Source organism: Microbacterium sp. (assembly GCF_047607465.1).
In the GTDB taxonomy this organism is placed as follows: Bacteria; Actinomycetota; Actinomycetes; order Actinomycetales; family Microbacteriaceae; genus Microbacterium.
This window is the reverse complement of sequence record NZ_JASGCY010000075.1, coordinates 1-25,192: the sequence shown is the minus strand read 5'-3', so window position 1 is coordinate 25,192 and position 25,192 is coordinate 1. Positions and strand designations below refer to the sequence as shown.

24 protein-coding genes are annotated in these 25,192 nt (G+C 70.1%); 23 read left to right on the top strand and 1 reads right to left on the bottom strand.

Annotation, left to right across the window (positions count from 1 at the left end; translation table 11 throughout):
- The 11 genes from aroC (at window position 1) to QM568_RS10850 (ending at window position 10,572) form a co-directional block, all read left to right on the top strand.
- On the top strand, window positions 1–1,230 hold the full coding sequence (gene aroC / locus QM568_RS10900; protein WP_415138710.1) for a chorismate synthase: 1,230 nt from the start codon (window positions 1–3) through the stop codon (window positions 1,228–1,230).
- Window positions 1,214–1,732: a shikimate kinase gene (locus QM568_RS10895; protein ID WP_415138708.1), complete on the top strand. Its 519-nt coding sequence runs from the start codon at window positions 1,214–1,216 to the stop codon at window positions 1,730–1,732. The genes aroC and QM568_RS10895 overlap by 17 nt, the downstream gene beginning before the upstream one ends.
- Entirely contained in the window at window positions 1,729–2,817 is a 1,089-nt protein-coding gene (aroB, locus tag QM568_RS10890) for a 3-dehydroquinate synthase (RefSeq protein ID WP_415138706.1), read from the top strand. Before QM568_RS10895 ends, aroB begins: the two co-directional genes overlap by 4 nt.
- Window positions 2,814–3,329 carry a GNAT family N-acetyltransferase gene (locus QM568_RS10885; protein ID WP_415138704.1) on the top strand — a complete coding sequence of 172 codons (516 nt, stop codon included), beginning with the start codon at window positions 2,814–2,816 and terminating at the stop codon, window positions 3,327–3,329. The genes aroB and QM568_RS10885 overlap by 4 nt, the downstream gene beginning before the upstream one ends.
- The gene (locus QM568_RS10880) at window positions 3,326–3,769 is read left to right on the top strand and encodes a type II 3-dehydroquinate dehydratase (RefSeq protein WP_415138702.1); all 444 of its coding nucleotides are present in this window, start codon (window positions 3,326–3,328) and stop codon (window positions 3,767–3,769) included. Before QM568_RS10885 ends, QM568_RS10880 begins: the two co-directional genes overlap by 4 nt.
- A gap of 56 nt (window positions 3,770–3,825) precedes the next feature.
- Window positions 3,826–4,386: an elongation factor P gene (gene efp / locus QM568_RS10875; protein WP_045258534.1), complete on the top strand. Its 561-nt coding sequence runs from the start codon at window positions 3,826–3,828 to the stop codon at window positions 4,384–4,386.
- A gap of 3 nt (window positions 4,387–4,389) precedes the next feature.
- A complete protein-coding gene (nusB, locus tag QM568_RS10870) occupies window positions 4,390–4,800 on the top strand; it encodes a transcription antitermination factor NusB (RefSeq protein WP_415138699.1) in 411 nt (136 codons plus the stop codon).
- Between the two features lie 56 nt (window positions 4,801–4,856).
- A complete protein-coding gene (locus QM568_RS10865; protein WP_415138697.1) occupies window positions 4,857–8,150 on the top strand; it encodes an SNF2-related protein in 3,294 nt (1,097 codons plus the stop codon).
- 83 nt (window positions 8,151–8,233) lie between these two features.
- Window positions 8,234–9,808, top strand: a complete 1,575-nt coding sequence (locus QM568_RS10860) for a Rieske 2Fe-2S domain-containing protein (protein WP_415138695.1) — start codon at window positions 8,234–8,236, stop codon at window positions 9,806–9,808.
- A 123-nt stretch (window positions 9,809–9,931) separates the two neighbouring features.
- A complete protein-coding gene (locus tag QM568_RS10855) occupies window positions 9,932–10,195 on the top strand; it encodes a hypothetical protein (protein WP_415138693.1) in 264 nt (87 codons plus the stop codon).
- Complete coding sequence (locus QM568_RS10850) at window positions 10,192–10,572, top strand: type II toxin-antitoxin system VapC family toxin (RefSeq protein WP_415138691.1); 381 nt, start codon at window positions 10,192–10,194, stop codon at window positions 10,570–10,572. The genes QM568_RS10855 and QM568_RS10850 overlap by 4 nt, the downstream gene beginning before the upstream one ends.
- Window positions 10,573–10,645: 73 nt before the next feature.
- On the opposite strand, the gene QM568_RS10845 is transcribed toward QM568_RS10850, so the two are convergent.
- The gene (locus tag QM568_RS10845; RefSeq protein WP_415138689.1) at window positions 10,646–10,957 is read right to left on the bottom strand and encodes a hypothetical protein; all 312 of its coding nucleotides are present in this window, start codon (window positions 10,955–10,957) and stop codon (window positions 10,646–10,648) included.
- A 136-nt stretch (window positions 10,958–11,093) separates the two neighbouring features.
- Here QM568_RS10845 and pyrR point away from each other — a divergent pair, with 136 nt between their 5' ends.
- The 12 genes from pyrR to fmt all read left to right on the top strand — a co-directional run bounded on the left by pyrR (window position 11,094) and on the right by fmt (window position 25,071).
- Window positions 11,094–11,624: a bifunctional pyr operon transcriptional regulator/uracil phosphoribosyltransferase PyrR gene (gene pyrR / locus QM568_RS10840; RefSeq protein WP_415138687.1), complete on the top strand. Its 531-nt coding sequence runs from the start codon at window positions 11,094–11,096 to the stop codon at window positions 11,622–11,624.
- Entirely contained in the window at window positions 11,621–12,586 is a 966-nt protein-coding gene (locus tag QM568_RS10835) for an aspartate carbamoyltransferase catalytic subunit (protein WP_415138685.1), read from the top strand. The genes pyrR and QM568_RS10835 overlap by 4 nt, the downstream gene beginning before the upstream one ends.
- The gene (locus QM568_RS10830; RefSeq protein WP_415138683.1) at window positions 12,583–13,908 is read left to right on the top strand and encodes a dihydroorotase; all 1,326 of its coding nucleotides are present in this window, start codon (window positions 12,583–12,585) and stop codon (window positions 13,906–13,908) included. The genes QM568_RS10835 and QM568_RS10830 overlap by 4 nt, the downstream gene beginning before the upstream one ends.
- On the top strand, window positions 13,905–14,414 hold the full coding sequence (locus QM568_RS10825; RefSeq protein WP_415138681.1) for a hypothetical protein: 510 nt from the start codon (window positions 13,905–13,907) through the stop codon (window positions 14,412–14,414). Before QM568_RS10830 ends, QM568_RS10825 begins: the two co-directional genes overlap by 4 nt.
- On the top strand, window positions 14,411–15,550 hold the full coding sequence (gene carA, locus QM568_RS10820) for a glutamine-hydrolyzing carbamoyl-phosphate synthase small subunit (RefSeq protein WP_415138679.1): 1,140 nt from the start codon (window positions 14,411–14,413) through the stop codon (window positions 15,548–15,550). The genes QM568_RS10825 and carA overlap by 4 nt, the downstream gene beginning before the upstream one ends.
- Complete coding sequence (gene carB, locus QM568_RS10815; protein ID WP_415138677.1) at window positions 15,550–18,837, top strand: carbamoyl-phosphate synthase large subunit; 3,288 nt, start codon at window positions 15,550–15,552, stop codon at window positions 18,835–18,837. Before carA ends, carB begins: the two co-directional genes overlap by 1 nt.
- Window positions 18,834–19,679 carry an orotidine-5'-phosphate decarboxylase gene (gene pyrF, locus QM568_RS10810; protein WP_415138675.1) on the top strand — a complete coding sequence of 282 codons (846 nt, stop codon included), beginning with the start codon at window positions 18,834–18,836 and terminating at the stop codon, window positions 19,677–19,679. The genes carB and pyrF overlap by 4 nt, the downstream gene beginning before the upstream one ends.
- On the top strand, window positions 19,672–20,580 hold the full coding sequence (gmk, locus tag QM568_RS10805; RefSeq protein WP_415138673.1) for a guanylate kinase: 909 nt from the start codon (window positions 19,672–19,674) through the stop codon (window positions 20,578–20,580). The genes pyrF and gmk overlap by 8 nt, the downstream gene beginning before the upstream one ends.
- A 58-nt stretch (window positions 20,581–20,638) precedes the next feature.
- Window positions 20,639–20,896: a DNA-directed RNA polymerase subunit omega gene (gene rpoZ, locus QM568_RS10800; protein ID WP_415138671.1), complete on the top strand. Its 258-nt coding sequence runs from the start codon at window positions 20,639–20,641 to the stop codon at window positions 20,894–20,896.
- An 85-nt stretch (window positions 20,897–20,981) separates the two neighbouring features.
- Window positions 20,982–22,181, top strand: a complete 1,200-nt coding sequence (gene metK, locus QM568_RS10795; RefSeq protein ID WP_415138669.1) for a methionine adenosyltransferase — start codon at window positions 20,982–20,984, stop codon at window positions 22,179–22,181.
- The gene (locus QM568_RS10790) at window positions 22,181–24,139 is read left to right on the top strand and encodes a primosomal protein N' (RefSeq protein ID WP_415138667.1); all 1,959 of its coding nucleotides are present in this window, start codon (window positions 22,181–22,183) and stop codon (window positions 24,137–24,139) included. The genes metK and QM568_RS10790 overlap by 1 nt, the downstream gene beginning before the upstream one ends.
- A gap of 17 nt (window positions 24,140–24,156) precedes the next feature.
- Complete coding sequence (fmt, locus tag QM568_RS10785) at window positions 24,157–25,071, top strand: methionyl-tRNA formyltransferase (protein WP_415138665.1); 915 nt, start codon at window positions 24,157–24,159, stop codon at window positions 25,069–25,071.
- Window positions 25,072–25,192: the final 121 nt, after the last annotated feature.

Sequence of the window (25,192 nt, the reverse complement as noted above, 5' to 3'; positions counted from 1 at the left end):
ATGCTCCGCGTGCTCACGGCCGGCGAATCGCACGGCCCAGAACTCATTGCCGTCATGGAGGGACTGCCCTCCGGCGTCCCGGTGTCATCCGCCGCCATCCAGGCCGATCTCCTGCGCCGCAAGCTCGGCTACGGGCGGGGCTCTCGGATGAAGTTCGAGCAGGACGAGCTGACGATCTCCGGCGGCGTCCGTCACGGCAAGAGCCTCGGCAGCCCCATCGCGCTGCGCATCGGCAACACGGAGTGGCCGAAGTGGATCGAGGTCATGAACCCCGAACCGGTCGAGCTCACCGACAAGTCGCGCGGTCGCAGTGCGGCGCTGACCCGCCCGCGCCCCGGCCACGCCGACCTCGTCGGCATGCAGAAGTACGACTTCGACGAGGCCCGTCCCATCCTCGAGCGCGCGAGCGCCCGCGAGACCGCCGCCCGCGTCGCGCTGGGCGCCATCGCGCGCTCCTTCCTCGGCGAGCTTGGCATCCGCCTCGTCAGCCACACGCTGTCGATCGGACCGGTGCAGGTGCCGTACGGCTCGCCGGTGCCGACCCCGGACGACGTCGACGTGCTCGATGCCGATCCGCTGCGCTGCTTCGACCCGGCGACCTCCGCGCTCATGGTCGCCGAGGTCGACGACGCGAAGAAGGACGGCGACACGTTGGGCGGCATCGTCGAGGTGCTCGCCTACGGGCTGCCGCCCGGGCTCGGATCGCACGTGCAGTGGGACCGGCGCCTGGACGCGCGTCTCGCGCAGGCCCTCATGAGCATTCAGGCGATCAAGGGCGTGGAGGTCGGCGACGGCTTCGAGACGACGCGCCGACGGGGTTCGGCGGCCCACGACGAGCTCTTCGCCACCGAGGGCGGGATCACGCGCGGTTCCGACCGTGCAGGCGGCACAGAAGGCGGCATGTCCACCGGTACCGTGCTGCGGGTGCGGGCCGGCATGAAGCCGATCGCGACCGTCCCGCACGCGCTCCGCACGATCGACGTCGCCACCGGCGAGGACGCCACCGCCCACCACCAGCGCTCTGACGTCTGCGCGGTGCCCGCCGCCGGCGTGGTCGCGGAGGCCATGGTGGCGATCGAGATCGCGAACGCCGTGCTCGAGAAGTTCGGCGGCGACAGCATCCGCGAGACGAAGCGGAACCTCGAGTCCTACCTCGTCGCCATCCCCGCCGAGCTGCGCACCGCCCCGGCATCCGAGGCAGCGCTCATCGCGCATGACGAGCGCGGCTGAGCCGCTGACGCTGGTGCTCGTCGGCCCGATGGGTGCAGGCAAGACCAGCGTCGGACGACGTGTGGCGCGGCTCCTGGGCATCGCGTTCATCGACACCGACAAGCGCATCGTGCAGACGCACGGCCCGATCCCCGCGATCTTCGACGAGCACGGCGAGACTCATTTTCGTGCGCTGGAGCGCGAGACGGTCAGGGTGGCACTCGAAGAGGGCGGTGTCGTCTCGCTCGGCGGCGGGGCGGTGACGGATGCCGGCACGCGCGAGCTGCTGCGGCGGCATCCCGTGGTCTACCTGACGGTGACCCCGGAGGCGGTCGCCGAACGCATCATCGGCGGAGGCAGGCCGCTGCTGGCCGGAGAGGACCCGCTGGCACGCTGGACGGAGATCTTCGCGCAGCGGCGCGACCTGTACGACGAGGTGGCCACGGTGACCTTCGACACGTCCCGCCGCCCGATGCAGCGGATCGCCGAGGAGATCGCGGCATGGAGGAGAGAACAGCGATGAGCACGACGACCATCAGCGTGACGGGCACGGATGCCTACGACATCACGATCGGACGCGGCATCCTCGACCGGGTGTCCGAGGCTCTCGCCCCGACGGTGCGCAAGGTCCTCGTCGTGCACCCGCCGACGCTGGCCGCTCGTGCCGCCGAGCTCCGTGAGCGCCTCCTCGCCGATACCGCGAACGGCCAGCGCGAGGTGCTGCTGGCCGAGATCCCCGACGCCGAGCAGGGCAAGCGCATCGAGGTCGCGGCCTTCTGCTGGCAGGTCATGGGGCAGGCCGACTTCACCCGCACCGATGCCGTCGTCGGCTACGGCGGGGGCGCGGTGACGGATCTGGCCGGCTTCGTCGCGGCGACCTGGCTGCGGGGTGTTCAGGTCGTGCAGGTGCCGACCACCGTGCTCGGCCTCGTCGACGCCTCGGTGGGCGGCAAAACTGGGGTGAACACCGCCGAGGGCAAGAACCTCGTCGGCGCCTTCTGGGCGCCGCGCGCGGTCATCGGCGATCTCGACGAACTCGGCAGCCTCTCGGCGAACGAGGCCACCGCCGGGTTCGCCGAGGTCGTCAAGGCCGGATTCATCTGGGCCCCGGAGATCCTCGACATCATCGAAGCCGACCCCGCAGCGGCCGTCGACACGACCACGCCCGGGTTCCGCCGCGCCGTCGAGCTCGCCATCGACATGAAGGCGCAGGTCGTCTCCGACGACTTCCGCGAGGCCGGGCAGCGCGAGATCCTCAACTACGGGCACACTCTCGGCCACGCCATCGAGCACGCCGAGCGCTACAAGTGGCGTCATGGCGCCGCGATCTCGGTCGGCATGATGTACGCGGCCGAGTTGTCGCGTCTGGCAGGCAGGCTCTCCGACGTCTCCGCGGAGCGGCACCGCACCATCTTCGAATCGCTGGGGCTTCCGACCACCTACCGGGCCGGCGCCTGGCAGCAGTTGCTGGCGACCATGCAGCGGGACAAGAAGAGCCGTGGCGGAATGCTGCGCTTCATCGTGCTCGACGAGATCGGCAAGCCCACCGTGCTCCAGGCGCCAGACGAGTCGTTGCTGTTCGCCGCCTATCAGGAAGTGGGCGCGTGAGCTTCACCGTCCGGCGGATCACCGCCGACGACTGGCGCGAGGTCAAGGCGCTGCGGCTGCGGGCGCTGGCCGACGACGCGGCGCCCATCGCCTTCCTCGACACCGCGGAGAACACCGCGGCCCAGCCCGACCGCTTCTGGCAGGAGCGCGCGGCGAGCGCATCGGGCGATGCGCCCGCCGCGCAGCTGGTCGCGGTGACGGATGCCGGCGAGTGGGTCGGCACCGTCACGGTCCTGCCGCGCCACGATCACGCCGACGCGGGGCTCGTCGTGGGCGTGTACGTCGCCGACGGCCACCGCGGCACCGGCATCATCGACGCGCTGTTCGCGGCTGCGGCCGAGTGGGCGCGGGAGCGCGGGCTCTCGGCGCTCGTCCTCGAGGTCCACGTCGACAACGCGCGGGCCGAGGCCGTCTACGCGCGCAACGGGTTCGTGCGCGACGGCGAGGTGATCACCGAGGGATTCGGCCGCGAGCACGTGATGCGGCGGCCGCTGCTAGAGTGCGGGACGTGACAGCCCCTCGCCGCCTTCTGCTCGTCAACGGTCCGAACCTCAACCTCCTCGGCACCAGGGAACCCGGGATCTACGGGTCCGCCACGCTCGCCGACGTCGAGCGGCTGACAGCCGAGGCCGCGGCCTCGGTCGGGTTCGAGCTGCGGGCGGTGCAGAGTAATCACGAGGGTGTGCTGATCGATGCGATCCATGCCGCCCGCGCGGACTGCGCGGGCGTCGTGATCAACCCAGGCGGCCTCACCCACACCTCGGTCTCGCTGCGCGACGCGCTCACCGGCATCGGACTGCCCTTCGCCGAGGTGCACATCTCCGACGTGTACGCGCGTGAGGAGTTCCGGCACCATTCGTACCTGCACGACGTCGCGGCGGTCCGCATCATCGGGCGGGGCGTCGACGGCTACGCCGACGCCGTGCGGGAGCTGGCCGCGCTCATCGCGTAGAATCGACTGTCGGCTCCTCCGAGCCCCGCAGACTCAGAAACGGAACTCCTCTTCGCATGGCATCTACCGCAGACATCAAGAACGGCGTCGTCCTCAACCTCGAGGGCCAGCTCTGGAGCGTCGTCGAGTTCCAGCACGTCAAGCCGGGCAAGGGCGGTGCGTTCGTGCGCACCAAGCTCAAGAACGTCCTCACCGGCAAGGTCGTCGACAAGACGTTCAACGCCGGCGCCAAGGTCGAGATCGAGAACGTCGACCGCCGCGACTACACCTACCTGTACACCGACGGCGACGGCTACGTCTTCATGGACCAGACCGACTTCGACCAGATCACGGTGGGGGCGGCGACCGTCGGCGACGCGAAGAACTTCCTGCTCGAGAACCAGCAGGTCACGATCGCCCTCAACAACGGCAACCCGCTGTACATCGACCTGCCGGCATCCGTCATCCTCGAGGTGACCTACACCGAGCCGGGCCTCCAGGGCGACCGCTCCTCGGCCGGCACCAAGCCCGCGACCCTCGAGACCGGCTACGAGATCCAGGTCCCGCTGTTCCTCGAGACCGGCACCAAGGTCAAGGTCGACACCCGCACGGGTGACTACCTCGGTCGCGAGAAGTAAGGCGTGAGCGCCCGGACGAAGGCGCGCAAGCGCGCACTCGACATCATCTTCTCCGCCGATGTGCGCGGGGACGAGCTCGCGACGACCCTGGCCGCCGAGGCCAAGCGCGCGGCCAGCGAGCCGGCTCGCCAGGCGTCGTGGCTGTACGCACGCGAGATCGTCGACGGCGTCATCGACCACCGCGACGAGATCGACGAGCACATCACCACGCACAGCCGCGACTGGAAGCTCGAGCGCATGCCCGCCGTCGATCGCGCCCTGCTGCGCATCGGCGTGTGGGAGATCGTGTACAACGACGCCGTGCCCACCGCTGTCGCGATCGACGAGGCCGTGGAGCTCGCCAAGGAGTTCTCCACCGACGACTCCGGCGCTTTCGTGCACGGCGTGCTGGCCCGGGTGGCCCGCGCCAGCTGAGACCGGCCCCTCGGCGCAGATCCGGCGATGTCGGATGCTGCGGGAAGGATGTGCGCATGCCCGCTCCCCATGTCGACCTCCGCGATCTCATGCAGATCACGGATGCGGGCGGATACACGCGCGGCTTGGGGTACTTCCGCGAGGGCAATGTGCTCGACCTCGTCTGGCACGAGGAGCGCGAGGAGCTCGAGGCCTACGTCCGGGGATCCGGGAATGCCCAGTACGTCACCGTCATCGTGTTCACGGCGTCCAGCGGCAAGCGCCGGGTGCGCTCGACCCGGTGCAGCTGTCCGGTCGGATCCGGTTGCAAGCACGTCGTGGCGGCGCTGCTCGCGTCGAACGTCCGCGAGTACCGGCGGCAGGAGGGGGCTGTAGCACCGAGAGCCGACCCCGCGCTCCCGCCCGCGGCTCCGCCGCCCAGGGCGCCCTCCTGGCGGTCGCTCACCGCGGCTGCGCCCGCCTCGCACGCGCAGGCGCTGGCGCTCGGCTTCGAGCTGCGCCATCGTGAGGCCCGCCCCGGCAACCACTGGGCGCCCCGCGTCGTGCGGGCGGCGACGCCGCGCGATCTGGCAGGGCCCACGGGCGAGCTGCAGCTCGCGATCCGGCCGCTGATGCGCAGCGCGCAGACCGGCGCCTGGATCCAGGGGCACGCCGGATGGGACGCCGTGCGGCGCGACGCCGGCACGTTCGCCCGCGCCCAGAGCCGTTGGTTCGGCGACCTGCTCAGCATCTCGCGCGACGCGCTGCTGTCGACGGCAGCCGGCGAGTGGCTCACGCTCGACCGCGTCGAGTCGACGCTGCTGTGGGCGCACCTGCGCACCGGCGCCGCCCTCGGGATCCCGCTGGTGAGCGTGCAGAAGAACACCGCGGTGCGCCTCGCCGACGAGGCGCAGCTCGAGGTGCGGATCAGCCGCGATGCGACCGGGCGGCTGTCCGTCGCCGCCGAAGCCGTCGTCGACGGCGTCCGGTTCCCGCAGTCCGACGTGCACCCCGTCGGCCACTGCGGGCTCTACACGGCGACCCTCCGCGGGCGTGAGATCGAGATCGTCCTCGCCGAGGCAGCGCTGTCGACGCCGGTGCACGCGCTGCTGACTGCGGGAGAGCCCATCGCGGTCCCCGCCGACGAGGAGCGCGCGTTCACCGTCGACGCCTACCCGCTGCTCGCGCGCAGTTCGCCGGTGCGCACCGACGGGTCCGTCGAGCTGCCTGCGATCCCGGCGCCGCGCCCGCTGCTGCGTGTGGTGTTCGAACGCGGCGACGTCGTCAGCTACGCATTCGAGTGGGATTACCAGGGCTTCGGCACCGTGCCATTCGAATGGAACGCGGCCGCCGTGCGCGACGCCGAGGGCGAGGCCGCAGCGCGGGCCGCGCTCGAGACGGTCTGGCAGGAGCACAGCGCGACGCGCCTGCGAGCATCCGGCTCCTTCCACGACGTCGACGCCGCCGCCTTCGTCGTCACCGTCGTGCCCGCGTTCGAGGCGATCGGGGTCACGGTCGCGACCAGCGGGCGGCGCAAGGAGTACCGGGAGCTCACCGGAGATCCGGAGGTGAAGGTCACCACCGTGGAGTCGACCGACGCCGACTGGCTCGATCTCGGCATCATCGTCACGATCGACGGCCGCAGTATCCCGTTCGGTCCGCTGTTCAGCGCACTGAGCACAGGCAAGAAGAAGCTCCTGCTCTCCGACGGCGGCTACTTCTCCCTCGCCCATCCGTCGCTCGATCGCCTGCGCGAGCTCATCGATGAGGCGGGGGAACTCGACGAGTGGGAGACCGGCCCTCGTATCAGTCGCTACCAGATCGACCTCTGGGAGGAGTTCGAGGACCTCGCCGACGAGTCGGAGTCAGCGGTGGGCTGGCGCACGCTCGCCGAGGGGCTCCGCCAGGCGACCGGAGTGCCGGCCACCGCGCTGCCGACGGGACTGCGCGCGCAGCTGCGCCCCTATCAGAAGACCGGCTACGACTGGCTGACGTTCCTCTGGCGCCATCGGCTCGGCGGCATCCTCGCCGACGACATGGGACTCGGCAAGACGCTGCAGCTGCTGAGCTTCGTGCAGCACACCCGCGAAGCGGGGGAGACCCGTCCCTTCCTCGTGCTCGCGCCGACGTCGGTGCTCAGCACCTGGCGATCAGAGGCCGCACGGTTCACCCCTGAGCTGCGCGTCGCCGTCGTCGAGAGCACTGACTCCCGCCGCGCCGGAGGGGTGCGCGATGCCGCGCGCTCCGCCGACGTCGTGGTGAGCTCCTACACGGTGGCCCGGCTCGACGAGAAGCGCTTCGCCGAGATCGAGTGGGCAGGCATCATCCTCGACGAGGCGCAGTTCGTGAAGAACCCGAAGACGAAGCTGCACCGTGCGATCTCGACCTTCCGGGCGGATGCGACCTACGCCGTCACCGGCACGCCGATGGAGAACAGCCTCTCCGAGCTGTGGTCGCTGCTCAAACTCGCAGCCCCCGGCCTGTTCCCGTCGGCGCGGAAGTTCCGCGAGTGGTACATCCAGCCGATCGAGAAGGGCAAGGTCCCCGAGAACGAGGAGGGCGGGGAGTACCGGGCCCGTCGCCTCGCGCAGTTGCGCCGCCGCATCCGCCCGCTCATGCTCCGCCGCACGAAGGAGCTCGTCGCCGCCGACCTGCCGCCCAAGCAGGAGCAGCTGCTCGAGGTCGAGCTGAGCCCCGCGCACCGTGCGAAGTACGACGTGGTGCTGCAGCGCGAGCGGCAGAAGGTGCTCGGGCTCATCGATGACCTCGACAAGAACCGCTTCATCGTCTTCCGCTCGCTGACACTGCTGCGGATGCTCAGTCTCGCGCCGGCCCTCATCGACGAGGACGACGCGGAGATCGGCTCGAGCAAGCTCGACACCCTGCTTGAACGGGTCGTCGAGCTGCAGGCCGAGGGCCACCGCGCCCTCGTGTTCAGCCAGTTCACGTCCTTCCTCGACCTGGCCGCGGCGCGTCTCGACGACGCCGGCATCCCGTACGCCCACCTCGACGGCTCGACACGCCGACGTCAGGAGGTCATCGACGGGTTCAAGACGGGGGAGCAGCCGGTGTTCCTCATCAGCCTCAAGGCCGGCGGGTTCGGCCTCACCCTCACCGAGGCCGATTACGTCTTCCTCCTCGACCCGTGGTGGAACCCGGCCGCAGAGGCTCAGGCGATCGACCGCACGCACCGGATCGGGCAGACCAGTCAGGTGTTCGTCTACCGGATGATCTCCACCGGCACCATCGAGGAGAAGGTGCTCGAACTGCAGCAGCGCAAGGCGCGGCTGTTCACGGCCGTGATGGACGACGACGAGCTCTTCGCGCAGTCGCTCACCGCAGAGGACATCCGGGGCCTCTTCGAGGAATAGCAACGGGATAGTCACGGCCGGTCTCCGGATGCGTCCAGGCGCCGCCGGTAGACTCGAGTGGTCCACTTCGGGAGGAATGCGCAATGCGGATCACTGGGCTCGGCCACGCGGGTATGTTCATCGAGACGCTCGGTGGCAACATCATCTGCGACCCCGTGCTCGGCCCCTCGTTCTTCGGCTCCTGGTTCCCGTTCCCCGACAACCGTGGGCTCGACTGGGAGCGCTTCGGTCGCGAAGCGGACTTCCTCTACGTCTCGCATCGTCATCGCGACCACTTCGACCCGCGACTGCTCGAGCGCTACATCCGCAAGGACATCGAGGTCCTGCTGCCGGAGTACCCCACCGACGACCTCGAACGCGACATCCGCGCGCTGGGGTACGAGAACATCACCAACGCGCCGGCTGGCGAGATCATCGAGCGCGGCGAGCTGAAGCTCATGATCACGCCGCTGCGTGCACCAAGCGACGGCCCCATCGGCGACTCCTCGTTGAGCGTCGACGACGGCACGGGCTCCGTGCTCAACCAGAACGACTCGCATCCGCTCGATCTCGACGCGCTCGCCCGGTTCGGCACGCCGGACGCCTACTTCACGCAGGTGTCGGGGGCCATCTGGTGGCCGATGGTCTACGATCTGCCGCTCGACGCCAAGCAGAACTTTGCCCAGCTCAAGCGCGAGGCCCAGAACAAGCGTGCGATGTTCTACATCGAGAAGGTCGACGCGCCGCACGTCTTCCCGATGGCGGGCCCTCCGATGTTCCTGCGTGACGACCTCTTCGATTTCAACGGCACCGGCCGCAACGGCGAGTCGATCTTCACCGATCAGAAGCAGTTCCTCGCGCACATGAAGGAGCTCGCCCCGCAGTACGACGGGCAGCTCTTCATCCCCGGCACCGTCGTGACGGTGGAGGGCGGCGAGGTCACCACTTCGCAGAGCCTGTACACGGATGCCGAGATCGCGCACATCTTCGACGAGAAGTGGGACTACCTCGAGGAGCAGCGCGCCGCGCGTCAGCAGGAGATCACCAACGAGATCGCCTCGCGCGCCGAAGTCCTGCCCGCCGATGAGATCCTCGCCGCGATCAAGGCGTGGTGGGAGCCGTTGCTGAAGAAGTCGCGCACGATCCGCCTGGGCGTCGGCGGCAACGTCCGCTTCAAGATCGGCGACCTCGACATGGTCGTCGACTTCCCGCGGGCGAAGGTCCGCGAGTACGCGGGCGAGGAGTGCATCTACTGGTACACGATCCCCGCCGATCTCGTGTCGACGAACATCCGCGATCATGAGATCGATTGGTCGAACTCGATCTTCCTCTCGATGCAGTTCTCCGTCGGGCGCAGCGGCAAGTTCAACGAGTTCCTCACGACCTTCCTCAAGTGCCTGTCGGTTGACCGCATCGAGTACGTCGAGAACTGGTACTCCGAGCAGACCGACCAGACCGAAGACGCGCAGATCGGCGACTGGGTCGTGCAGCGGCGCTGCCCGCACCTGCGCGCCGACCTCACCAAAACCGGCAAGGTCGACGAGGACGGCATCCTCACCTGCTCCATGCACGACTGGAAGTGGGACCTGAAGACCGGCAAGTGCCTCTCGACCGCCGGGCATCCGATCCGCGCCGAGCACTGCCCGCTCACCGAAGAGGCGCTGCGCGAGGCCTCCTGACGCCGAGAAACCACTTCCGGCGCCAGACACCACCTCTCACCTGGTGACTCATGATGGAAGTGGTTTCTCACGAGCGGATGCTGATACCTGTACCACTATGGCATACGGCGGTACACTCGATGCATGGCCACGACCCTTCCACGCATCCAGGTGACGCAGACCCCTGAGCTCGCCGCCGGTCTCGAACTGGCGGCGAAGGAGTGGCCGGGCGCGTCCCGCTCCGAGCTGGTCGCGCGTCTCGCCGAGAGCGGCATCGAAGCCCTCGCCGCGAGACGCGCCGCGCGTCGGGCTGCGCGGCGGAAGGTGCTGGAGGAGACCCGGGGCACGTATGCCGACGCGTACCCTCCGGGCTATCTGGAGGAGCTTCGGAAGGACTGGCCGGAATGATCGTGCTCGACGCGAGCGTCTTGATCTCGTATTGGGCCGGATCCGATGCGCATACCGAGGCCGCCTTCGGCATCCTCGACACCGAGGAAGACCTGATGCTGCATCCGGTGACTCTTGCCGAGTCCCTGGTGGGACCCGCGCGGGTGGGCGAGGAGCAGCGAGCGCTTGATGACTTTGCGCGGCTGGGTGTGGAGCGTCACCGTCAGCTGATCGACGAGCCGCTGCGCGTGGCACGCCTGCGCGCCCGGACCGGGCTCAAGCTGCCCGACGCCTACATCCTCGCAACGGCCGTCGAGCTCGGCGCGACGCTCGCGACCTTCGACCGCCGTCTCGCCGACGCCGCCCGCGAGCGGGGCGTCGCCGTCGTCGGCGCCTGACCCAGATGCCGAGAAACCACTTCCGGCGCCAAACACCACCTCGGACGTGGTGTCTCATGGCGGGAATGGTTTCTCACGAGCGGATGCTGAGCAGCAACCGCTTCGCCTCCTCGGGGAGCAAGTTCAGCGCAGGCAGGTCGTCCAGCCGCACGTGCTCGACGGTGTAGGCGCCACGCGACGGATCATCGAACTCGGGGCCGCATCGCCGACCCGGATCGATCGTGCGCAGGGCGGCCCGATAGATCCACTGCGGTCCGCTCTCTCCGGATGCCGGGATGATCAGCATCCGCTCGCCAATGCCGGCCTCGACGCCCAGCTCCTCGCGCAGTTCACGGCGCAGGGCATCGCCGTCGTCGGAGCCTGACCCCAGGCGTCGAGAAACCACTTCCGGCGCCAGACACCACCGCAGGGGTGGTGACTCATGACGGAAGCGGTTTCTCGGGCGGGATCCGGGGCGGCTAGACTGGACGCATCCACACCACCTTTAACACCGTCCTGTGAGGCGGAGAAGGGAGTGGCGAATGGCTGCACGCACCGTGCTGCAGGACGCCGACGTGTCGCGGGCGCTGACCCGCATCGCGCACGAGATCCTCGAATCCAACCGAGGGGCTGAGAACCTCGTCCTGCTGGGCATTCCGACCCGCGGCGTCACTCTCGCCCGGCGCCTGGCCGCCCTCGTCAGCGAGATCGCGCAGACGCCCGTCCCCGCGGGGGCCCTCGACGTCACGCTGTTCCGCGACGACCTCGCCAAGCATCCGACCCGCTCGCCACATCCGACCGACATCCCCGCCGGGGGCATCGACGGCAAGACCGTGGTCCTCGTCGACGATGTGCTGTTCTCCGGGCGCAGCATCCGCGCCGCCCTCGACGCCCTGCAGTCGATCGGACGCCCGGCGATCGTGCGCCTGGCGATCCTCGTCGACCGCGGCCATCGCGAACTGCCGATCCGCCCCGACTTCGTCGGCAAGAACATCCCGTCCGCACGCGCCGAGCGCGTGAACGTGCGCCTCGTCGAGGACGACGGCGCCGAGGGGGTGACGATCGAGGCATGAGGCACCTCCTCGATACCCGCACCCTGGACCGCGCCACGGCGCTGCGCATCCTCGACGTCGCCGAGGACATGGCCGACACGCAGTCGCGCGAGGTCAAGAAGCTGCCGACCCTGCGCGGCAAGACCGTTGTCAACCTCTTCTTCGAGGACTCCACCCGCACGCGCATCTCCTTCGAAGCTGCAGCCAAGCGGCTCTCGGCCGACGTCATCAACTTCGCCGCCAAGGGCTCCAGCGTCTCCAAGGGCGAGAGCTTGAAGGACACGGCGCAGACCCTCCAGGCGATGGGGGCGGATGCCGTGGTGATCCGGCACTCCGCATCGGGGGCTCCGCAGACGCTCGCCACCAGCGGCTGGATCTCCGCCGGCGTGGTGAACGCGGGCGACGGCACCCACGAGCACCCCACGCAGGCGCTGCTCGACGCGTTCACGATCCGCAAGCGGTTCTTCGGCGCCGACAGCCGCGGCCGCGATCTTGCGGGCCTGCGCATCGTCATCGTCGGCGACGTGCTGCACTCGCGAGTGGCGCGCTCGAACGTCTGGCTGCTCACGACGCTGGGCGCCGAGGTCACGCTCGTGGCCCCACCCACGCTCCTGCCGCAGAACGTATCGCTGTGGCCGGTGCGCGTGGTCTACGACCTCGACGATGCCCTCGCCGAAGGCCCGGACGCGGTGATGATGCTGCGCATCCAGCTCGAGCGCATGAACGCCGCGTATTTCCCCACTGAGCGGGAGTATTCGCGCCGATGGGGCCTCGACGCCCTGCGCGTGCAGTCGCTGCCGAGCGGTAGCATTGTGATGCACCCCGGACCCATGAACCGGGGGCTCGAGATCTCCTCAGAAGCCGCCGATTCCGAGCGCTCAACGGTGCTCGAACAGGTCGCGAACGGCGTGTCCGTGCGCATGGCCGTGCTGTACCTGCTGCTGGCAGGAGAACGAGACGACGAACGAGGGGGAGACCTGTGAGCGAGACTCTCGTCATCACCGGCGCACAGCTTCTCGGCGCCGAGAGCGCCGACATCATCATCGAGGACGGCGTCATCGCCGAGATCGGCGCCGGCCTCAGCCGCGCCGGCGCGCGGGTCATCAACGCCGAGGGCCTCGTGGCACTGCCCGGCCTCGTCGACCTGCACACGCATCTGCGCGAGCCCGGCTACGAGGCATCTGAGACGATCCTCACCGGAACCCGCGCCGCAGCATCCGGCGGCTACACGGCCGTCTTCGCGATGCCGAACACCTCGCCGGTCGCCGACACGGCCGGCGTCGTCGAGCAGGAGCTCGCGCTCGGCGAGGCGGCCGGTTACGCCACCGTGCAGCCGATCGGAGCCGTCACCGTCGGGCAGAAGGGCGAGCGCCTCGCCGAGCTCGGCGCCATGGCGACCTCCCGCGCGCAGGTGCGCGTCTTCAGCGACGACGGCTCCTGCGTCTGGGATCCGCTGATCATGCGCCGCGCGCTCGAGTACGTGAAGTCCTTCGACGGGGTGATCGCGCAGCACGCGCAGGACCCACGTCTCACCGAGGGCGCCCAGATGAACGAGGGCACGGTGTCTGCCGAACTCGGCCTCGCCGGGTGGCCGGCCGTCGCCGAGGAGTCGATCATCGCCCGCGACGTGCTGCTCGCCGAGCACGTCGGCTCGCGCCTGCACGTGTGCCACCTGTCCACCGCCGGATCGGTGGACATCATCCGCTGGGCAAAGAAGCGCGGGATCGCGGTGACCGCCGAGGTCACCCCGCACCATCTGCTGCTGACCGACGAGCTCGTGCGCGGCTACGACGCGCGGTTCAAGGTCAACCCGCCGCTGCGCCGCGAGGAGGACGTGCTCGCCGTGCGCGAAGGACTCGCAGACGGCACGATCGACATCGTCGCCACGGACCACGCGCCGCATCCGAGCGAGCACAAGAGCTGCGAGTGGCAGGCCGCGGCCAACGGCATGGTGGGCCTGGAGAGCGCGCTGCGGGTCGTGCACCAGTCGATGGTGCAGACGGGGCTGCTCGGATGGGCGGATGTCGCCAGGGTGATGAGCGCGGCGCCTGCCGCCATCGGACGCCTCGCAGGGCACGGCACGCCGATCGAGGTCGGCCGCCCTGCCCACCTCGCGCTCTACGACGCCTCCGTCGCTGGCGTGTTCACCGAAGGCGACCTCCACGGCCGCAGCGTGAACTCGCCCTACCTCGGACGCGACCTCCCCGGCCGCGTGCAGTACACGCTGCACGGCGGGGTGCTCACGGTCGACGACGCCGCGGTGGTCGCGGAGCTGGACCGTCCGACCCGGAGCGGGCAGCGGTGAGCCGCGAGGTCGCCATCGGGGTCATGATCGCCCTCGCAGCGCTCGTGCTCGTCGTGATCCTGCTCGCCTGGCGCGCGCGCCTCCGACGCGACGCGACGCTCTCCGCCCCGCTCGGTGTGCCCGAGCACGCCGAGGTGATGGATCGGCGCGATGTGCTCTACGTGTCGACCACGAGGCACGACGAGCCGCTGGAACGGCTCACCCTGTCGCCGCTCGCGTACCGGGCGAAGGGCGAGGCCGCCGTGACGGACCGCGGTCTCGCGCTCTGCCTCGACGGCGCCCCGACGGTGTTCATCGCCGCCTCCCGTCTCGTCGGCGTCGACCGCGCGAGCGTCACCATCGACAAGGCCGTCGAGCCCGGCGGGCTCGTGCGGGTGGCGTGGGCCGCATCCGACACGGCCGTCGTCGACTCGTACCTCCGCGTCGCCGGCGGCGACCCGAAGAACTTCATCGCAGAACTGCAGCGGCTGGTACCGGTCGCTGATGACACAGGAGCCGCTTCATGACTCTCGAAAAGGCTGTACTCGTCCTCGAAGACGGGACCCGCCACGTCGGCCGCGCCTACGGAGCGCGCGGCACCACCCTGGGCGAGGTGGTCTTCGCCACCGGTATGTCCGGGTACCAGGAGACGCTCACCGACCCCTCCTACGCAGGCCAGATCGTGCTGCAGACCGCGCCGCACATCGGCAACACCGGCATGAACGACGAGGACCCCGAGTCCCGTCGCATCTGGGTGTCGGGCTACATCGTGCGCGACCCCTCGCGGGTCGTCTCGAACTGGCGCGCGAACGCCTCTCTCGACGAGATCCTCGTGCGGGACGGCATCGTGGGCATCAGCGCGATCGACACGCGCTCGATCACCCGGCACATCCGCTCCGCCGGCTCCATGCGCGGCGGCGTGTTCTCCGGCGAGGCCGCAGGCCTCGACCCCGAAGAGCAGCTGCGCCTCGTGCGCGAGGCCCCGGAGATGACCGGGCAGAACCTGTCCGCCGAGGTCTCGGTGGACGTGCCGACGGTCACGACGGCCGTGGGGGAGCGCATCGGCAACCTCGCCGTGCTCGATCTCGGCGTCAAGCAGGCCACGATCGACAACCTCGCCGCCCGCGGCTTCGAGGTGCACGTCCTGCCGCAGTCGTCGACCTTCGCCGACATCCTCGCCATTGATCCGGTTGCCGTCTTCTACTCCAACGGCCCCGGCGACCCCTCGGCCTCCGACGGACAGGTGGCGGTGCTGCGGGAAGTGCTCGACGCGAAGCTGCCCTACTTCGGCATCTGCTTCGGCAACCAGCTCTTCGGCCGCGCGCTGGGCCTCGGCACCTACAAGCTCACCTTCGGTCACCGCGGCATCAACCAGCCGGTGCTCGACAAGGCCACCGGCCGGGTCGAGATCACCGCGCATAACCACGGCTTCGCCGTCGACGCCCCCATCGAGGGGACCTTCGAGAGCCCGCACGGCTACGGCCTCGTCGAGGTCAGCCACGTCGGCCTCAACGACAACGTCGTGGAGGGCCTGCGCGCCCTCGACCTGCCGGCCTTCTCGGTGCAGTACCACCCCGAGGCGGCAGCCGGGCCGCACGACGCCAACTACCTCTTCGACCGGTTCCGCGACCTGGTCATCGCCAGCCAGAAGGACGCCAAGTAATGCCCAAGCGCGACGACATCACCTCCGTCCTCGTCATCGGCTCCGGCCCGATCGTGATCGGCCAGGCCTGCGAGTTCGACTACTCCGGAACCCAGGCATGCCGCGTGCTGCGCGAGGAGGGTGTGCGGGTCATCCTCGTCAACTCCAACCCGGCGACGATCATGACCGACCCGGACTTCGCCGACGCCACCTACATCGAGCCGATCACCCCAGAGGTCATCGAGACGATCATCGCCAAGGAGAAGCCGGACGCGATCCTGCCGACCCTCGGCGGTCAGACGGCCCTGAACGCCGCGATGGCTCTCGATGAGCGCGGCATCCTCGCCAAGTACGGCGTCGAGCTCATCGGCGCCAAGGTGGACGCCATCAAGAAGGGCGAGGACCGCCAGATCTTCAAGGAGCTCGTCATCGAGGCGGGCGCGGACGTCGCGGCATCCGTCATCTGCCACTCCATGGACGAGCTGCTCGCCGGTGCCGAGCAGCTGGGCTATCCGCTCGTCGTCCGCCCGTCGTTCACGATGGGCGGTCTCGGCTCCGGCTTCGCCTACGACGAGGCGGATCTTCGCCGCATCGGCGGCGCCGGCCTGCACGATTCGCCCACGAACGAGGTGCTCCTGGAGGAGTCGATCCTCGGCTGGAAGGAGTACGAGCTCGAGCTCATGCGCGACACGGCCGACAACACGGTCGTCGTCTGCTCGATCGAGAACGTCGACCCGGTGGGCGTGCACACCGGCGATTCCATCACCGTCGCCCCCGCGCTGACCCTGACCGACCGCGAGTACCAGAAGCTGCGCGACATCGGCATCGACATCATCCGCGCGGTCGGCGTGGATACCGGCGGCTGCAACATCCAGTTCGCCGTGAACCCCGACAACGGCCGCATCATCGTCATCGAGATGAACCCGCGCGTCTCGCGCTCGAGCGCTCTCGCCTCGAAGGCGACGGGCTTCCCCATCGCGAAGCTCGCAGCCAAGCTCGCCCTCGGCTACCGGCTCGACGAGATCCCGAACGACATCACCGGCGTCACTCCGGCGAGCTTCGAACCCACGCTCGACTACGTCGTCGTCAAGGTGCCGCGGTTCGCCTTTGAGAAGTTCCCGGCCGCCGACGCCACGCTCACGACCACCATGAAGTCGGTGGGCGAGGCGATGGCCATCGGCCGCAACTACGCCACGGCGCTGCAGAAGGCGCTGCGGTCGCTGGAGAAGCGCGGCTCCAGCTTCCATTGGCGTCAGGAGGATCGTTCGGTCGAGGAACTCCTCGAGATCTCGAAGACGCCCACCGACGGCCGCATCGTCACGCTGCAGCAGGCGCTGCGCAAGGGCGCCACGATCGAGCAGGCCTTCGACGCGACCGCGATCGACCCCTGGTTCCTCGACCAGATCGTGCTCATCAACGAGGTCGCCGAGACCCTCCGCACGGCGGCGGAGCTGGATGCCGACACCATCCGCTACGCCAAGGAGCACGGGTTCTCCGACGCGCAGCTCGCCGAGCTCCGCGGGATCTCCGAGCAGGAGGTCAGAGGGCTCCGTCACGGCCTCGGCATCCGTCCCGTCTACAAGACCGTCGACACCTGTGCCGGCGAGTTCCCGGCGCTGACGCCGTACCACTACTCGAGCTACGACTTCGAGACCGAGGTCGCCCCCTCCGAGCGCACCAAGGTCGTCATCATCGGCTCCGGCCCCAACCGCATCGGCCAGGGCGTCGAGTTCGACTACTCCTGCGTGCACGCGTCCTTCGCGCTGTCGGATGCCGGTTTCGAGACCGTCATGGTCAACTGCAACCCTGAGACCGTGTCGACCGACTACGACACCTCCGACCGCCTGTACTTCGAGCCGCTGACGCTCGAGGACGTCCTGGAGGTGCTCGACGCGGAGGCGGCCAGCGGCACGATCCTCGGTGTCGTTTGCCAGCTCGGCGGGCAGACTCCGCTCGGACTCGCGAAGGGCATCGAGGCCGCCGGCTACACCGTGCTCGGCACGAGCCCCGCGGCGATCGACCTCGCAGAGGAGCGCGAGCTGTTCTCGCGCCTGCTCGACGAGGCCGGCCTCGTCGCCCCGCGCAGCGGCACCGCGATCGACGTCGAAGGCGCAGTGCGCATCGCCGAGGAGATCGGCTACCCGGTGCTCGTGCGCCCGAGCTTCGTGCTCGGCGGCCGCGGCATGGAGATCGTGTACGGCACCGAGGCGCTGCGCGACTACTTCGTGCGCACCGCGGGCGAGGTCATCATCGAGGAGGGCAAGCCGCTGCTCGTCGACCGCTTCCTCGACGATGCCATCGAGCTCGACGTCGACGCGCTCTACGACGGCGCCGAGCTGTACATCGGCGGCGTCATGGAGCACCTGGAGGAGGCCGGCATCCACTCCGGCGACTCCAGCTGCACCCTGCCTCCGGTCTCCCTGGGCCGCACCGACGTCGACCGGGTGCGCGACGCGACCCTCGCCATCGCGAAGGGTGTGGGCGTCCGAGGACTGCTGAACGTGCAGTTCGCGATCAGCGCGGGCGTGCTCTACGTCATCGAGGCCAATCCTCGGGCGAGCCGCACGGTGCCGTTCGTATCGAAGGCCCTGGGCATCCCGCTGGCGAAGGCGGCCAGCCGCATCATGGCCGGCTCCACCATCGCCGAGCTGCGCGCTGAGGGGATGCTCCCGCAGCAGGACGGTTCACGGGTGCCCCTCGGCTCGCCGGTGTCGGTGAAGGAGGCGGTGCTGCCGTTCAAGCGGTTCCGTACCGCCGACGGCAAGACGGTCGACTCGATCCTCGGCCCCGAGATGCGCTCGACGGGCGAGGTCATGGGCATAGACCGCGACTTCCCGACCGCCTTCGCGAAGAGTCAGGCGGCGGCATACGGCGGCATGCCGACCTCGGGAACGGTGTTCATCTCGGTCGCGGACTCGGACAAGCGGGCCGTGATCCTCCCGGCGCATCGCCTGCAGCAGCTCGGCTTCACGATCGTCGCGACCGAGGGCACCGCCGAGATCCTCTCGCGCAACGGCATTGCGGTCACGGTCGTGGAGAAGTTCAGCGACACCCAGGAGTCCGGCGCGAAGAACGTCGTCGACCTCATCGACGAGGGCGCGATCGATATCATCGTGAACACCCCGTCGGGAGGCGCGGCCCGCGCCGACGGATACGAGATCCGCGCGGCGGCGGTGGCCGCCGACAAGGCGCTGTTCACCACCATGGCGGTGCTCGGCGCCGCGGTGAGCGGAATGGATGCTGCACACGAAGGGTTCGACGTGAAGAGCCTGCAGGAGTACGCGATCGATCGGCTGGCCCAGGTATGAGCTCAGGCTTCGGTGAGCGGGTCCGCGCGGTGCTCTCCGCGCGGGGCCCGCTGTGCGTCGGCATCGACCCGCATGCGGATCTGCTCGATGCCTGGGGCCTTGGGCAGGATGCGGCGGGCGTCCGGGAGTTCGGGCTGCGCACGGTGGATGCCGCGGCTGATCGCGTCGGCGTTGTCAAGCCGCAGGTGTCGTTCTTCGAGCGCTTCGGCTCGGCGGGCATCGCCGCGCTCGAGGAGGTCATGGCCGCAGCGCGTGCGGCCGGCCTCCTCGTCATCGCCGACGCCAAGCGGGGCGACATCGGGACGACGATGGACGCGTATGCGGCGGCCTGGCTGACACCGGGCGCGCCGCTGGAGGCCGACGCCCTGACGGTGAACCCCTTCCTCGGCGTCGGCGCCCTCGCCGACGCCTTCGACCTCGCGGCGGCGACGGGCAAGGGCGTGTTCGTCCTTGCGTCGACGAGCAATCCCGAGGCCACGGGGCTGCAGCGCTCGCTCTCGCCCGCGGGCGAGACGGTGTCTGCGGGCATCATCTCCGAGGTGTCCGTCCGCAACAGCTCCCTCGTCGCACCGGGGGAGTGGGCGCCGTTCGGCTTCGTGATCGGGGCGACGGTCGACTGGCCTGCGGCCGGCATCGATGCCTTCTCGCCGTTCGCGCCGATCCTCGCGCCCGGTTTCGGGGTGCAGGGCGCGACGCCCCGCGACCTCGACGGCCGTTTCGGTGCCATGGGGCCGGCCGTCATCGCGAGCGAGAGCCGGAGCATCCTCTCGGCGGGCCCCGACGGCCTCGCCGCCGCCATCGACGCGCGCGTCGCCGAGTATTCGGAGGCCAGAAGTGCCTGAGCACCGTTCCGTTCCCGAGGTCGACCGGGTGGCCGCGGCGCGACGCGCCGTGGAGCGCCGCAGGGCGCGCGCCGCGCTCAAGCGCGATCTCACCACGAGGGTGGTCACCCCGCAGCGCGTGCTCGCGCGGGCGACGGACGATCCGGAATCGGTGGATGGGTCGATGCGGATCACGGACTTCCTGCTGGCGCTGCCGGCGATCGGCGAGGGCAAGCGCGATCGGATCCTCACGGACCTGCAGATCTCGCCGGTGAAGCGGCTCGGCGGCCTCGGCGTGCGCCAGCGCGCCGTGCTGAAGGCCTGGCTCGACGGGCGCTTCCCGCCGCTCGAACCCCGCGGCGGACGCAGCAACCTGCTGGTGCTCGCCGGGCCCACCGCCGTCGGCAAGGGCACGGTCGCAGGTTACATCCGTGAGCACAACCCCGAGATCCACCTGTCCGTCTCGGCGACCACCCGGGCGCCGCGCCCCGGCGAGATCGACGGCGTGCACTACTACTTCGTCAACGACGCCGAGTTCGACCGCCTCATCGCCGACGGCGAACTGCTCGAACACGCCGTCGTGCACAACAAGTCCCGCTACGGCACTCCGCGCGCGCCCATCGACCGCGCCCTCGCGGAGGGGCGGACGGTGCTGCTGGAGATCGACCTGCAGGGGGCCAGGCAGGTCCGAAGGAGCGAACCTGACGCCACCCTCATCTTCCTGCTGCCGCCGAGCTGGGACGAACTGGTGCACCGGCTCGTCGGCCGGGGCACCGAGGACGCGGAGGAGCGCGCCAGGCGCCTGCGCACGGCGAAAGTCGAACTCGCGGCGCAGAACGAGTTCGATCACCTCATCGTCAACGAGGACGTCGCCGCCGCCGCCGCGGAGGTCGTAGGATTGTCTACAGGCTCTGCGCGCTGACGCGCGCCCCCAGCATTGTCTTCGCGACGCATCCGTCGCCTGATTCAGGAGGTCCACCATGGCCGGACATCACACCAACGGCATCATCGATCCCCCCATCGACAACCTGCTCGACCGCGTCGAGTCCAAGTACGAGCTCGTCATCTACGCGGCCAAGCGCGCGCGCCAGATCAACGACTACTACTCCGACCTCCACGAGGGCAACCTCTTCGACAACGTCGGCCCGCTCGTCGACTCGTCCGTCGACGACAAGCCCCTGACGATCGCCCTGCACGAGATCAACGAGGACAAGCTGCGCCTGCGTCACGCGGAGTGACCTCCCGGGACCGCACCTCCGCGATGTCGGAGGTGCGGTCTACTCTGCAAGCGACCACCTTCTTCCGTCCCGTCATGGAGCCCCGATGAGCGCGCTGCGTCTGTTCACGTCCGAGTCCGTCACCGAGGGCCACCCCGACAAGATCTGCGACCAGATCTCCGACAGCATTCTCGACGGGCTCATCGGCGAAGACCGCGGCTCGCGCGTCGCCGTCGAGACGCTGGTCACCACGGGCCTCGTCCACGTCGCCGGCGAGATCCGCACCGAGGCCTACGTCGACATCCCCACCATCGTGCGCGATGTCGTCAACCGCATCGGCTACACCTCCAGCGACACCGGCTTCGACGGCTCGTCGTGCGGGGTGAGCGTGTCGGTCGGCGAGCAGTCCAGCGACATCGCCAGCGGCGTCGACAACGCCCACGAGCACCGCGAGGGCTCATCGACCGATCGACTGGACGCGCTCGGCGCCGGCGACCAGGGCATCATGTTCGGGTTCGCGACCAATGAGACGCCGCAGCTCATGCCGATGGCCGCCTGGACGGCGCACCGGCTCGCCGAGCGGCTCACCGACGTCCGCCGTTCCGGTCTGCTCGATTTCCTCCGTCCCGACGGCAAGACCCAGGTGACTCTGGGCTACGACGGCTTCACGCCGAAGACGATCGACGCGGTGGTGCTGTCCACCCAGCACAACCCCGACATCGCCCTGGACGATCTGCGTGCCCAGGTGCGCGAGCACGTCATCGACCCGGTGCTGGCGACGACCGGGCTCGACCTCGCGCTCAGCGACGCCGACTACTACATCAACCCCGCAGGTCCCTTCGTCATCGGCGGACCGAAGGGCGATGCGGGTCTCACCGGCCGCAAGATCATCATCGACACCTACGGCGGCGCCGCACGGCACGGCGGCGGCGCCTTCAGTGGGAAAGATCCGTCCAAGGTCGACCGCTCCGGCGCCTACGCGATGCGCTGGGTCGCGAAGAACGTCGTCGCCGCGGGGCTCGCCGACCGCGCGGAGGTGCAGGTCGCGTACGCGATCGGCGTCGCCCGCCCCGTCGGGCTCTACGTCGAGACCTTCGGCACCGCAGCGGTGGCGGACGACGTGATCACCGCAGCCATCGAGAAGGTCTTCGATCTGCGCCCGCAGGCGATCATCGAGGAGCTCGATCTGCTGCGACCGATCTACGCGCAGACCGCGGCCTACGGCCACTTCGGCCGCGAGCTCGCCGACTTCACCTGGGAGTGCACCGACCGCGCCGAAGAGCTGCGCCGCGCCGCCGGGGTCTGATGAGCACCGAGAGCCGGCGCATCGCGCGCGTGCTCCTGGAATCGTCGCTGCCCCAGCTCGACCGCCTCTTCGACTACGCGCTGCCTGCACACCTCGGCGATGTGCCGCTCGGCGTGCGGGTCAAGGTGCCGTTGCGCACCGCAGGCCGTGTCGTCGACGGGTACGTCGTGGAGATCGACGACGAGGACGACGCGGATCGCCCTCTGTCGGAGGTCGAGACGGTGGTTTCTCCGGTCCCGGTCCTTCCGGCCCGCCTATACACCCTGGCTCGACGCGTCGCCGACCGCGCGGCGGGATCGGCCTCCGACGTCTTGCGTCTGGTGATCCCGAAGCGCCAGGTGCGTGTCGAGAAAACGTGGACGGCTGAGTCCGCCGCGCCGGAGGTGGCCGACGGGTGCGCGGCGGCTGCGGAGGAGACGATCGGCGAGTATGAAGGGCTCGCCGAGGTGCTCGACACACGAGCCCGCGCAGCCGTCGAAGCGATCCCGCAAGCGTGCGGGGGCGTTCCGGGATGGGCCGGGCTCCTCGCCGCGGCGGCGGTGCGGATGCTCGCGAGAGGCACCTCGAGCGTGCTCGTCGTTCCGGATCACCGTGACCTGGACCGCCTGCTCTCCGCGCTCAGTGGGATCGCGCCGGTGGGGAGCGTGGTGCGCTTCGACGCGCGCCAGACGAACCCCGAGCGGTACCGCGCCTTCCTGCGGGCGCTGGAGGGGGCGCCGTGCATCGTCGTCGGCAATCGATCGGCTGTGTACGCTCCGGTGCGCGCGGGCCTCGTGGCGATCTGGGACGACGGCGACCCGCTTCTCGGTGAACCCCTCGCCCCCTATGTCCATGCGCGCGACGTCGCTCTGCTCCGTCAGGGCGAGGAGGACTCCGCGCTGCTCTTCGTCGGTCATACGCGCACGACCGACATCGAGCGGCTCGTCGCGATCGGGTGGATGCAGGAGGTGACCGCCGTGCGTCGCGTGCTGCCGCGCGTGGTGCTCAGCACGCCACAGGAGATGGAGCACCCCACCGCGCAGCGCCTGCCCTCGTCGGCCTTCCTCTCGGCGCGGGCGGCGGCTGCCGAGGGGCCGGTGCTCATCCAGGTCTCGCGGCCCGGCTTCGCGCCCTCGCTGGTCTGCGCCTCGTGCCGTGCCCCGGCCCGATGCGCGCACTGCGCCGGTCCCCTCGGCGCGAAGCAGCGCGGTGCCCTCCCCGTGTGCGGCTGGTGCGGCAGGGGCGCGCGGGCGTGGTCGTGTCCCGCCTGCTCGTCGACGCAGCTGCGCCTATCCTCCTCGGGCAGCGAGCGCACCGCCGACGAACTCGGCCGCGCATTCCCGAAGGTGCGGGTCATCGTCGCCGACGGTGCGCACCCGGTGGAGCACGTGCCGGACAAGCCGGCGCTGATCGTGGCGACGCGGGGCGCGGAACCGCTCGCCGAAGGCGGCTATCGCGCGGTAGTGCTCCTTGATGGCGCCCGGATGCTGCAGGCGCCCGATCTGCGTGTGGGCGAGTCGTGCCTGCGGTGGTGGTCGAATGCGGCGGCGCTGGCCGCCCCTGGCGCGCCGGTGCACCTCGTCGGCGTCGACGGCCGCGTCGCCCGTGCCCTCGCGACCTGGAGCCATCCCGCTTATGCGCGCAGTGAGCTCGCCGAGCGCGCACCTCTGCATATGCCTCCTGCCGCGCGAGTCGCCCTCGTCGAAGGGACCCGCGAGGCGGTGGCGCGGGCGCTGACGGCGCTGGGCGCGCTCTCCCTCCCCTCCGATGCCGTCCTCGGCCCGGTGCCGGTCGAATCCGACGACGTCCCGCCGCGCGTCCGCGCGCTCGTCCGCTTCGAGTACGGCATCGGAGCGGCCGTGGCGGCGACGCTGCGGGCCGCGGTCGTGGCCGAGGCGGTCGCCGCGCGTCGGGGCAGAGGGCGCACGTCGCGCATCGCGCTCACGGTCCGCCTCGATATCCTCGATCCAGAGCTCTGACCATCCGGAGAACCTTCATGCGCCTCGTCTTCGCCGGCACGCCGTTGGCCGCCGTCCCCACGCTCCGCCGTCTCGCCGCCGACCACGATGTCGCCGCGGTCATCACGCGACCGGATGCGCCGCTCGGGCGCAAGCGCGTGCTCACCCCGTCGCCGGTGGCCCAGGCCGCCGCAGAACTCGGGCTGGCGGTGCTCAAGACGGCACGCCTCGACGATCAGGCGACGACGAGGATCGCGGCCCTGGAGGCGGAACTGGGAGTCATCGTGGCCTACGGCGGACTCGTCCGCGAGCCTCTGCTCTCGACACCGGCCCACGGCTGGATCAACCTGCACTTCTCCCTCCTGCCTGCGTGGCGCGGCGCCGCCCCCGTGCAGCGCGCACTCATCGCCGGCGATCCGCAGCTCGGCGCGAGCGTCTTCCAGCTCGTGCCGGCGCTGGACGCCGGCGACGTGTTCGCGTCGCGCACCGTGGCGGTCGGAGCGGATGCGACCGCCGATGCCGCGCTGGAGACCCTGGCCGTCGACGGCGCGGAGCTCACCGCCGAGGTCGTCGCGGGCATCGCGGCGGGCACAGCGAAGGCTGTGCCGCAGGTCGGAGAGCCCACGATCGCCGCGAAGCTCACCCTCGACGACGGCCGCCTCGACTGGAGCGAACCTCTCGAGCGCGTCTACGCCCGCTACCGCGGCGTCACCCCGGAGCCCGGTGCGCACACGAGCATCGGCGGCATCCGGGTGAAGGTGCTCGAGGCGGCGCCCAGCACCGCGCAACGGCTGGCGCCGGGTGAGATCGCCGCCGCGAAGACGGCGGTCCTCATCGGCACCGGCACCGGACCGCTGGCGGTCACCCGGGTGCAGCCGGCGGGCAAGGGGCCGATGAACGCCGTCGACTGGTGGCGCGGCCAGCGCACCGAGGGTCTGCGAGCGGGCGCATGAGCACACGGGCGGAAGGATCCGGCGGACGCCGGCCAGAACGCCGCGACGGCGGGGCGCGGGGTGGCGGTGCGCCAGACGGCAGGGCGCACGACGCCGGTGCGCGGCGCGCCCGCCCGCAGCG

What these genes read in the sequence shown, in the direction of transcription:
- aroC (WP_415138710.1), top strand. Translation starts at nt 1, where the DNA reads ATGCTCCGCGTGCTCACGGCCGGCGAATCGCACGGCCCAGAACTCATT.
- QM568_RS10895 (WP_415138708.1), top strand. Translation starts at nt 1,214, where the DNA reads ATGACGAGCGCGGCTGAGCCGCTGACGCTGGTGCTCGTCGGCCCGATG.
- aroB (WP_415138706.1), top strand. Translation starts at nt 1,729, where the DNA reads ATGAGCACGACGACCATCAGCGTGACGGGCACGGATGCCTACGACATC.
- efp (WP_045258534.1), top strand. Translation starts at nt 3,826, where the DNA reads ATGGCATCTACCGCAGACATCAAGAACGGCGTCGTCCTCAACCTCGAG.
- QM568_RS10865 (WP_415138697.1), top strand. Translation starts at nt 4,857, where the DNA reads ATGCCCGCTCCCCATGTCGACCTCCGCGATCTCATGCAGATCACGGAT.
- QM568_RS10860 (WP_415138695.1), top strand. Translation starts at nt 8,234, where the DNA reads ATGCGGATCACTGGGCTCGGCCACGCGGGTATGTTCATCGAGACGCTC.
- QM568_RS10855 (WP_415138693.1), top strand. Translation starts at nt 9,932, where the DNA reads ATGGCCACGACCCTTCCACGCATCCAGGTGACGCAGACCCCTGAGCTC.
- QM568_RS10850 (WP_415138691.1), top strand. Translation starts at nt 10,192, where the DNA reads ATGATCGTGCTCGACGCGAGCGTCTTGATCTCGTATTGGGCCGGATCC.
- pyrR (WP_415138687.1), top strand. Translation starts at nt 11,094, where the DNA reads ATGGCTGCACGCACCGTGCTGCAGGACGCCGACGTGTCGCGGGCGCTG.
- QM568_RS10835 (WP_415138685.1), top strand. Translation starts at nt 11,621, where the DNA reads ATGAGGCACCTCCTCGATACCCGCACCCTGGACCGCGCCACGGCGCTG.
- carA (WP_415138679.1), top strand. Translation starts at nt 14,411, where the DNA reads ATGACTCTCGAAAAGGCTGTACTCGTCCTCGAAGACGGGACCCGCCAC.
- carB (WP_415138677.1), top strand. Translation starts at nt 15,550, where the DNA reads ATGCCCAAGCGCGACGACATCACCTCCGTCCTCGTCATCGGCTCCGGC.
- pyrF (WP_415138675.1), top strand. Translation starts at nt 18,834, where the DNA reads ATGAGCTCAGGCTTCGGTGAGCGGGTCCGCGCGGTGCTCTCCGCGCGG.
- rpoZ (WP_415138671.1), top strand. Translation starts at nt 20,639, where the DNA reads ATGGCCGGACATCACACCAACGGCATCATCGATCCCCCCATCGACAAC.
- metK (WP_415138669.1), top strand. Translation starts at nt 20,982, where the DNA reads ATGAGCGCGCTGCGTCTGTTCACGTCCGAGTCCGTCACCGAGGGCCAC.
- QM568_RS10790 (WP_415138667.1), top strand. Translation starts at nt 22,181, where the DNA reads ATGAGCACCGAGAGCCGGCGCATCGCGCGCGTGCTCCTGGAATCGTCG.
- fmt (WP_415138665.1), top strand. Translation starts at nt 24,157, where the DNA reads ATGCGCCTCGTCTTCGCCGGCACGCCGTTGGCCGCCGTCCCCACGCTC.